Annotated in this window: 7 protein-coding genes; 3 read left to right on the top strand and 4 right to left on the bottom strand. The window is 67.7% G+C overall.

Annotated elements, in window-relative coordinates; translation table 11 throughout:
* Positions 1-129: 129 nt before the first annotated feature.
* Together D7V88_RS36950 and D7V88_RS36945 are read right to left on the bottom strand one after the other, a co-directional pair.
* Positions 130-1,518, bottom strand: a complete 1,389-nt coding sequence (locus tag D7V88_RS36950; RefSeq protein WP_120545275.1) for a hypothetical protein — start codon at positions 1,516-1,518, stop codon at positions 130-132.
* Between the two features lie 93 nt (positions 1,519-1,611).
* Positions 1,612-2,052 carry a YciI family protein gene (locus D7V88_RS36945; protein ID WP_120545274.1) on the bottom strand — a complete coding sequence of 147 codons (441 nt, stop codon included), beginning with the start codon at positions 2,050-2,052 and terminating at the stop codon, positions 1,612-1,614.
* Positions 2,053-2,841: 789 nt separating this feature from the next.
* On the opposite strand from D7V88_RS36945, the gene D7V88_RS36940 reads away from it, so the two are divergent.
* The 3 genes from D7V88_RS36940 to D7V88_RS36930 all read left to right on the top strand — a co-directional run bounded on the left by D7V88_RS36940 (position 2,842) and on the right by D7V88_RS36930 (position 5,338).
* On the top strand, positions 2,842-3,243 hold the full coding sequence (locus tag D7V88_RS36940; RefSeq protein ID WP_120545273.1) for a hypothetical protein: 402 nt from the start codon (positions 2,842-2,844) through the stop codon (positions 3,241-3,243).
* A 231-nt stretch (positions 3,244-3,474) separates the two neighbouring features.
* Positions 3,475-4,653 (top strand): L-dopachrome tautomerase-related protein, encoded by a 1,179-nt coding sequence (locus D7V88_RS36935; protein WP_208726699.1) that lies wholly within the window; start codon positions 3,475-3,477, stop codon positions 4,651-4,653.
* Positions 4,654-4,750: 97 nt separating this feature from the next.
* Positions 4,751-5,338 carry a regulatory protein RecX gene (locus D7V88_RS36930; RefSeq protein WP_120545272.1) on the top strand — a complete coding sequence of 196 codons (588 nt, stop codon included), beginning with the start codon at positions 4,751-4,753 and terminating at the stop codon, positions 5,336-5,338.
* 142 nt (positions 5,339-5,480) lie between these two features.
* On the opposite strand, the gene D7V88_RS36925 is transcribed toward D7V88_RS36930, so the two are convergent.
* Both D7V88_RS36925 and D7V88_RS36920 read right to left on the bottom strand, forming a co-directional pair.
* A complete protein-coding gene (locus tag D7V88_RS36925; RefSeq protein ID WP_120545271.1) occupies positions 5,481-5,783 on the bottom strand; it encodes a hypothetical protein in 303 nt (100 codons plus the stop codon).
* Positions 5,784-5,938: 155 nt separating this feature from the next.
* Positions 5,939-6,676 (bottom strand): hypothetical protein, encoded by a 738-nt coding sequence (locus D7V88_RS36920; protein WP_147449028.1) that lies wholly within the window; start codon positions 6,674-6,676, stop codon positions 5,939-5,941.
* Between the last annotated feature and the right edge of the window lie 356 nt (positions 6,677-7,032).

The following is a 7,032-nucleotide window of genomic DNA, read 5'->3' as shown; positions in this document are numbered from 1 at the left end:
GGGTGGGCCTGCGCGTCCCAGGATGGACGGTGTGGAGCGCGGAGTGGCCGGGGAACCCCCTCCTGCCGTGGAGGACAGGAGGGGGTGCTGCTTCAGACGCGGCGAAGCAGGCGGTCCGGGTGCTTCAACTCAGGAGTCGTAGCCGTAGTAGCCGTCGAGCACGACGACCTTGCGCGTGGCCGGGTAGTAGAGGACGGCGCGCGTGTCGAACTCGTGGCAGTTATGGCAGGACACGCCCTGGGTGTAGAGCCACGCCTGCACGTCGCCGCCACCCGCGAAGGCGTCAATCGCCTGGAGCAGCGCCGCGCCGTCGCCGTAGTAGTTCGACGTGAAGAGGACGCTCTGCGACAGGCCCGCGCGGTTGGTGTACGTGCCGCCCGTGGGGTCCGGGAAGGACTGGTCCTGCTCCGCGACCTTCGCGACCACGCCCTGGATGGTGGGGGTCGTGGTGGGGCACGACGGCGTGCGGAACGCGGTGATGGGGGACAGGCCATGCCACGCGCCGTTGTTGGAGCCGACGTTCCACGTCACGCGCGCGGGCTCCAGCGCGGAGGCGTTGATGGACGTCAGCGACAGCGGCTGGGGCGAGCCCACGTCACACGCGTTGGAGACGTACAGGCAGCGCGTCACCTGGCGGTAGGTGCCGCACGCGGAGAAGTCCGTCGTGCCGGAAGGCTGGTTCTGCACGCAGTCGTAGGTGGCGGGCTGGCACGAGGGCGACGGCCAGACGTCGTACGCATCCCCGGTGGTGAGCGCGAGGCTGGTGACGCGGCCGACGAGCCGGCCCGTCTTCTGCGCCGTTCCGCCCGCGTTGAGCGCCGCCGTGAAGGTGAGCGGCGTGGTGTGCGGGTCCATGGCCTGCTTCAGCGTGTCGTAGCTCCAGTCCAGCTTGAAGCTGTCCGCGTCCACGTTGCCCACGGCGGGGATGCCGTCCGGCGCGGTGACGGTGAGGGCGCTGGCCGCTGCGTCCACGTTGCCCCGGTACACGAGCGACTGGAGGCCGTTCACGACGTAATAGGGCGTGACGTTCTCCGACACCCACACCGCGTTGGAGCCGCGGAAGTCATAGAAGCGCGGGGCCACTTCGATGCGCGCGGTGTAGTGCGTGGGCGTGCCGGTGAAGGTGTCCACCGTCACGAACAGGGGCAGGCCGGCCAGCACCGAGTTGAGCTCGTGGCCTTCCGGGAGCACCACCTCCAGCCGGCGCTCGCTGATGATGTTCGCCTGGCCGAACGCGTCGTCGGGCACGTAGCTGAACACGTTGCTCAGGTAGCGGTTCGCCGTCGCGTGGAGGATGAGCGAGCGCACGCCGTTGCGCGTCTCGAAGGTGCCCAGCGTTTCGAAGCTCAGCGTGAGCGACGCCTCGGTGGCGTAGAGGCGCTCCACCGTGGCGGCGGCGGTGCTGGTGCCCGTCGTCTCCACGGACTCGACGGCGTCCGTGGGCGCTTCGGTGGGGCCGCTACAGGCGGGAGCGGCAAATGCGACAAGACATGCGAGTCCGAGTGAACGGGGATTCATGGCGGAGCCTCCGGGGTGGGGAAGCGCCGCATAGCACGTCCGGCTGACAGGGGCGGGCGGGGCCCCGGTGACAACACTGTTACAGGGGGATTGTTACGAGGACTTCTTTTCGAAGGACTGGCTCCAGGTGGGCGCGGCCTTCCTGATGAGTTCCAGGAACTCCGCCGGGATGTCGTCGGACCCGGTGAGGGGGCGGACCTCCATCACGTCATCGTTGCCCATACCGCCGGGGTAGCGACGGGCCCAGGCGATGGCCTCCTCCTTCGACTTCACCTCCAGCACGTAGAAGCCGCCGATGAGCTCCTTCGTTTCGGTGAAGGGGCCGTCCTTCACGTCGGACCTGCCGCCCTTGAAGACGACGTGCGCACCGGCGGAGGACGCGCTGAGGCCCTCGGAGGCGACGAGCACGCCGGCCACGTGCATCTCCTCGTTGAATTTCATCTGCGCGATGAAGACGGCCTCGTCGAAGGGCGCGTCGGCCGGCGCGGGCGTGGGTTCTGGGGTGGACGGCCTGGGGATGAGCATGAAGCGCATGGGATACCTCCTGGGGGGATTCGTGGGTCTACCGGCGCGACGAAGGATGGGCGGCGGAATCGACACCCGCCCCGTGTTTTTCCTCACGGTGTGTCGCGGACGGGTGGGAGGGCGGCCTACCCGACTTCCGGGAGGGGGAGTTCATGCGCCTCTTCTGAGAGCAACGCCGTCCGTCCGGTCCGCGCTCTGCGCTGGGGGCGGGTGCGGCCTGCGCGGGTCGATTGAGCGTGTTTCGTGGCGCCGTCTGCTGAGTCACACTCCTGCATCGCAGATGAATTGCCATACCTTGGAAGTCGTAAGCTCACCTCCCAGGTGCCTCGACTTTCGATGGTGTGCCGGGGAGTCCACGTGATGGAACGCCCATTGGAACAATCAGGTCCACCACGCAACGGGTTGAGGCTGGCCTACCTGGGAGCATTGGGTTGCGTTCTGGCCTGCGCGGGGGCGGATCTCCAACTCAAGAGGGCGCCTGCGGTGTTCGCGGATTATCCCCGCGGCCCCGGAAGCTTTTGCGCGCTGAACCCTGAAGGGTGTCCGCCCCCGTCACAGCCTGCCCCATCCAAGCCAGTCCAGGACCTTGAGTCCCCCGAGAACAAACAAGGGTGCCTGGATGCATGTGAGGCGGGTGGTGAGGTCCTCAAGGACTATTGCAGGCGCCTTCGGGACACGCGAAAGAAGGCACTTTGCTGGGCTGCGGCAGAAGGTACCAAGCAAGCCTGCAGGGGCATGTGCAGCGCGATCTATGAGTGCGACGGCTCTGCGGACTGCGCGGGACCCTGAGGAGGTAGCGTGAAGGACTGGCGTCCCAAGCTTGCCGCGATTGATGATCCGATCGCGGATGACCACTGGTCCTACGAGATCCGGGATGGAACACGGCGAACCTCGCGGGTCACGATTGGCCGCCCCGCGCCGCTCGCGGACAAGAAGGATTGGTATTGCCCGATCCTCTTCGAACACGTGACGGATGGCATCTACTACTCCTACGGAGTGGGACCCGTCGACGCGCTGATGAACGCCATGTACTTCGTTCGAAGGCGCTTCCAAGCGTTCAAGGAGGTACAGCCTCGGGCGAAGAAGTCCACGATAGGGGGCAAGCGACGCAAGGTGGTGTCGACGCCCGGCGAGGCAGCCCTCGCGAAGACGCAGAAGCGTGGGGCCTCCTCGGTACGTCGTAAGAAGAAAGTGAGCTGATGAGGCAGGCGGCCACGCCCTTTCCGTGTGGTGTGGGGCAACGACCTCCACGCCGCGCTTGAAGCCCTGCGATTCATCTCGGGGCCGGCTCCCGGGCGGAGCCCGCGCCGTGAAGCGGGCGACCGGGCGGGCCGGGGGGACGGGAGGTGCACATGATGTCACCGGGAGGGTCGCCGTGTGGCCAGGTCACGCCATGCCTTCGTCACGCCCTCTTCCGCAAAGGAGCCCACCGTGTCCTGGTTCTCCATCCCGCTGCTGCCAATGGTCACCGTGCTCGCCGGAATGGCGGGAGGCCCGGTGGCCCGCGCGCAGACCGACACCGCCGACCCCGGCACCGCGCCTTCCGGTTCCGTGGAGGTGCTGGCGCGCATGGAGGGGCCGGGGCCGTCCGGCATCGCGGTGACACCGGAGGGCCGCATCTTCGTGGGCTTCCCCCGCCACGCGGACGACCACGCGAGCGCCACGCTCGCGGAATTGAAGGGGGGACGGCTCTTCCCCTATCCCTCCAGCGCCATGAGCCTGCCGTCCGACGCGCCCCCGGCGGAGCGGCTGCTGTCGGTGCATGGGATGACAGTGGACCGGCTGGGACGGCTGTGGGTCATCGACGATGGCAAGCGCCATGGCCATGACATCCCGGAGGGCGGCGCGAAGGTCGTCGGCATTGACCCGAAGACGAACCGGGTCATCGCCAGCGTGCCGCTGAAGGCGCCCGCGCTGCGCCCCGACAGCCACATGAACGACCTGCGCGTGGACCTGGGACACGGCGCGAAGGGGACGGCCTACGTGTCCGATTCCTCGTTTGGCACCACGCCCGCGCTGGTGGTGGTGGACCTGGCCTCCGGACGGCAGCGGCGCGTCTTGGCCACCCACCCGTCCACCCAGCCCGACCCGGGCTTCCTCACCGTGCTGGAGGGCCGCGCGCTGAAGTACGACCCCCGGCACCCCACGTTCCCCGTGGGCGGCGTGGACGGGCTCGCGCTGGGCGAGGGCGGCCGGCGGCTGTACTACGCGCCCCTGAGCAGCCACCGGCTCTACAGTGTCCCCACCGACGTGCTGGCCAACCCCGCCGCCTCCGACGCTCAGGTGGCCGCCTCCGTGCGTGACGAAGGCGAGAAGGGCGCCGCGGACGGCCTGGCCGAGGACGCGCAGGGGCGGCTGTACACCACCGACTTCGAACACGACGCCATCCTGCGCCGGGCCCCGGATGGCACCTTCGAGCGGCTGGCGCACGACGCTCGCTTCGTGTGGCCCGACGGCATCTTCGTCGACGCGCACCACGTCTACGTGACGCTGGGACAGTGGAACCGGTTGCCCGACTTCAATGGGGGACAGGAGCGACGCAAGCCTCCCTACCTGCTGGTCCGCATCCCCGTGGAGCCCCCGCCCACGGTGCGCTCGCCCACGGGGTGAGACAGGCAGGCGACGGGACGGGCCCTGCCAGGGCGTGTCGTGGGGGCGCCAGACGTGGCCCCATGGGTCGGACCCCGGTGGTAGACCGGGTGGTGCCATGGATGATCCAACCGACAGGGACGGCGACCGCCGCCGGGAACCGCGCAAGCCGAAGCCGCCCCGGAAGGTGTCGGCGCGCTACCTGGAGAACGCCGCGCTGCACTACCTCAAGCGCTACGCGGCCACCGTGAGCCAGCTCAAGCGCGTGCTGATGCGCCGGGTGGACCGTTCAGTGAAGTTCCACGGCGGTGACCGCGCGGAGGCGGTGGGTTGGGTGGAGGCGCTGACGCAGAAGCTCATCCGCAACAACCTCATCAACGACGGGGCCTACGCGGAGACGAAGGCGCATTCGCTGCGCGCGTCGGGCCGCAGCGCGCGGGTCATCACCCAGAAGCTGCGCATGAAGGGCGTGGCCCAGGAACTGGTGCAGCAGAAGGTGGCGGAGGCCACCCAGGATGTGTCCGAGGACGCCGCGGCCCTCATCTGGGCGCGCAAGAAGCGGCTGGGCCCCTTCCGTCGCGACGCCAGCACGCGCGCGGACAATCGCCAGCGCGACCTGGCGGCGCTTGCACGCGCGGGCTTCTCCTTCACCATCGCGAAGCGCGTCATCGACGGCACGGCCGACGAGGCACCACTCCGCCGCTGAGTGTGGGAGCGCCGCTTGCGTCGACAGGTGGGCTGCGCGGCCAGCCTGCTTGCCGTGGCCACTCGCTCCCGCTGCATCTGCCCGCCCCTTCCGCAGGGCGTCCATTGCGTCGTTGCCTCTCCTCCAGACACTGGGTCGCGGCTCAGATGAAGTGGCTGACCAGGGAGTGGAAGTTCACCACGAAATATATCAGTGGGACGATGTTCCCCAGGAGCAGGGTCGGAATCAACCAGGCCACTGCAAGAAGTATCGAACCCTCGTTGAGATAGATGAAGAAGCTGAACAAGAAGAGCCCCAGATAAAGATCGATTGTTACCTGGCGGCCCCATTTCAGCGCGAGAACTGTCTTTAGAGACTTCCAAAACGATTCTGTCCGACTGGCATGGACTGTGTAGCCGGCAAACAGGATCAGGAGCGCAAGCGCGAACCAACGAATACCTTCCATGGAATTTTGTACTTCAGAATTTCTGGGGTGACCAGCCCCTCCTCCCACGCCCCCTCGTGAGGCCGCGCCTCATCCGTCGGCGACCTCTGTCAAAGAAGGCCCGGCGTCAGTGGAACGCAAGACGCCGGGCCCCGGATGTCTGGAGTTGACCGTGCTCAGTACATCTTCAGGTCATACCCCGGGGTGGGCCGCCAGTCGCTCCCGCTCGGAACGGTGCGCCGGTCCGTTACCTTCACCGCGTAGACGCTGCCCGCGGTGACGTTGGCCGTCGTCCGGTAGATGAAGCAGGAGGGGGTGATCTGCGAGCAGACGGTCGTCTGGGTAGAGGCCAGCAGCGCGCCCAACGTGCGGGTGGCGTAGTTGTAGGCGTAGATCTCCACGCGCAGTTGGGGGGCGTTGCGCAGGTTGTAGGCCTCCACCGTCATCACCTGGTTCACCGGCGTGGCCACGAGCGCCCAGTCCGCGTCACCCGCGCGGTGGGAGGTGTGCTTGAGTTGCGGCGTGCCCATGTAGGACGAGGCGGAGGTGTGCGTGTTGTCGCTCTCATAGGAGTCCGGAGGCGCCACCAGGCAGTTGGCGGGCGGGCTGAACCCGTCGTTGACGCAGACACTGCCCACGCAGTTGCAGCCGGAAGCACAGTCGGAGCCCGTGGTGCAGGCGCGCACGGGTGGCGTCTCGCAGTGCCCTTCGGGCGGGGGCGGACCGAAGCCATCCGGAACGCAGAAGCCCGCCTGGCAGTAACAGGAGTCACGGCAGCCCAGCGAATTCGCACAGGCCAGGGCCAGCCCTGCTTCCTGGACGGCGGGTTCCTCGGCCGGGACGCTCTCCTCCACGGGACCGCATCCCACGACGAACATCACCAGCGCTGCGACACCCCAACGAACAGTCTTCACGGTGCTCTCCCCTTGAGGACTCCCGCGAAGGCACTCCCTGTGCCCTGCGCCTGGAGCCGTCTTCACTACGCGTGAATACTGTCGCCATTGCTGGGATGGACGAGCCTTCCAGTGATTATCAATTCATGAGAGCGGGCGAATCTGGCGGCCGCGTAAAATTACCGTGTCCGGAGGGATGCGCCGGACCGGCACTCCCTGGTGAGGGACGCGCCAGGCCCGTGGGTGGGGTTCGCGGTCTGGCTTTGACTCTTCCTGGGGCTGCGTGACGGAGGTTGGAGACCCGGGAGGGTGTGTCGAACGACGTGTCGGTCGACGCGTCGACAAGGGGGGAGGGAGGCCCGGGCGTGGGGATTCCC

Origin of the sequence: Corallococcus terminator, from assembly GCF_003611635.1 — a bacterium.
In the GTDB taxonomy this organism is placed as follows: domain Bacteria; phylum Myxococcota; class Myxococcia; order Myxococcales; family Myxococcaceae; genus Corallococcus; species Corallococcus terminator.
The sequence above is the reverse complement of the archived record's forward strand: the minus strand, read 5'-3'. Positions and strand labels throughout refer to the sequence as shown.

Coding starts and splice junctions, on each gene's coding strand:
- D7V88_RS36945 (WP_120545274.1), bottom strand. CDS start 2,052: ATGCGCTTCATGCTCATCCCCAGGCCGTCCACCCCAGAACCCACGCCC.
- D7V88_RS36925 (WP_120545271.1), bottom strand. CDS start 5,783: ATGGAAGGTATTCGTTGGTTCGCGCTTGCGCTCCTGATCCTGTTTGCC.
- D7V88_RS36930 (WP_120545272.1), top strand. CDS start 4,751: ATGGATGATCCAACCGACAGGGACGGCGACCGCCGCCGGGAACCGCGC.
- D7V88_RS36950 (WP_120545275.1), bottom strand. CDS start 1,518: ATGAATCCCCGTTCACTCGGACTCGCATGTCTTGTCGCATTTGCCGCT.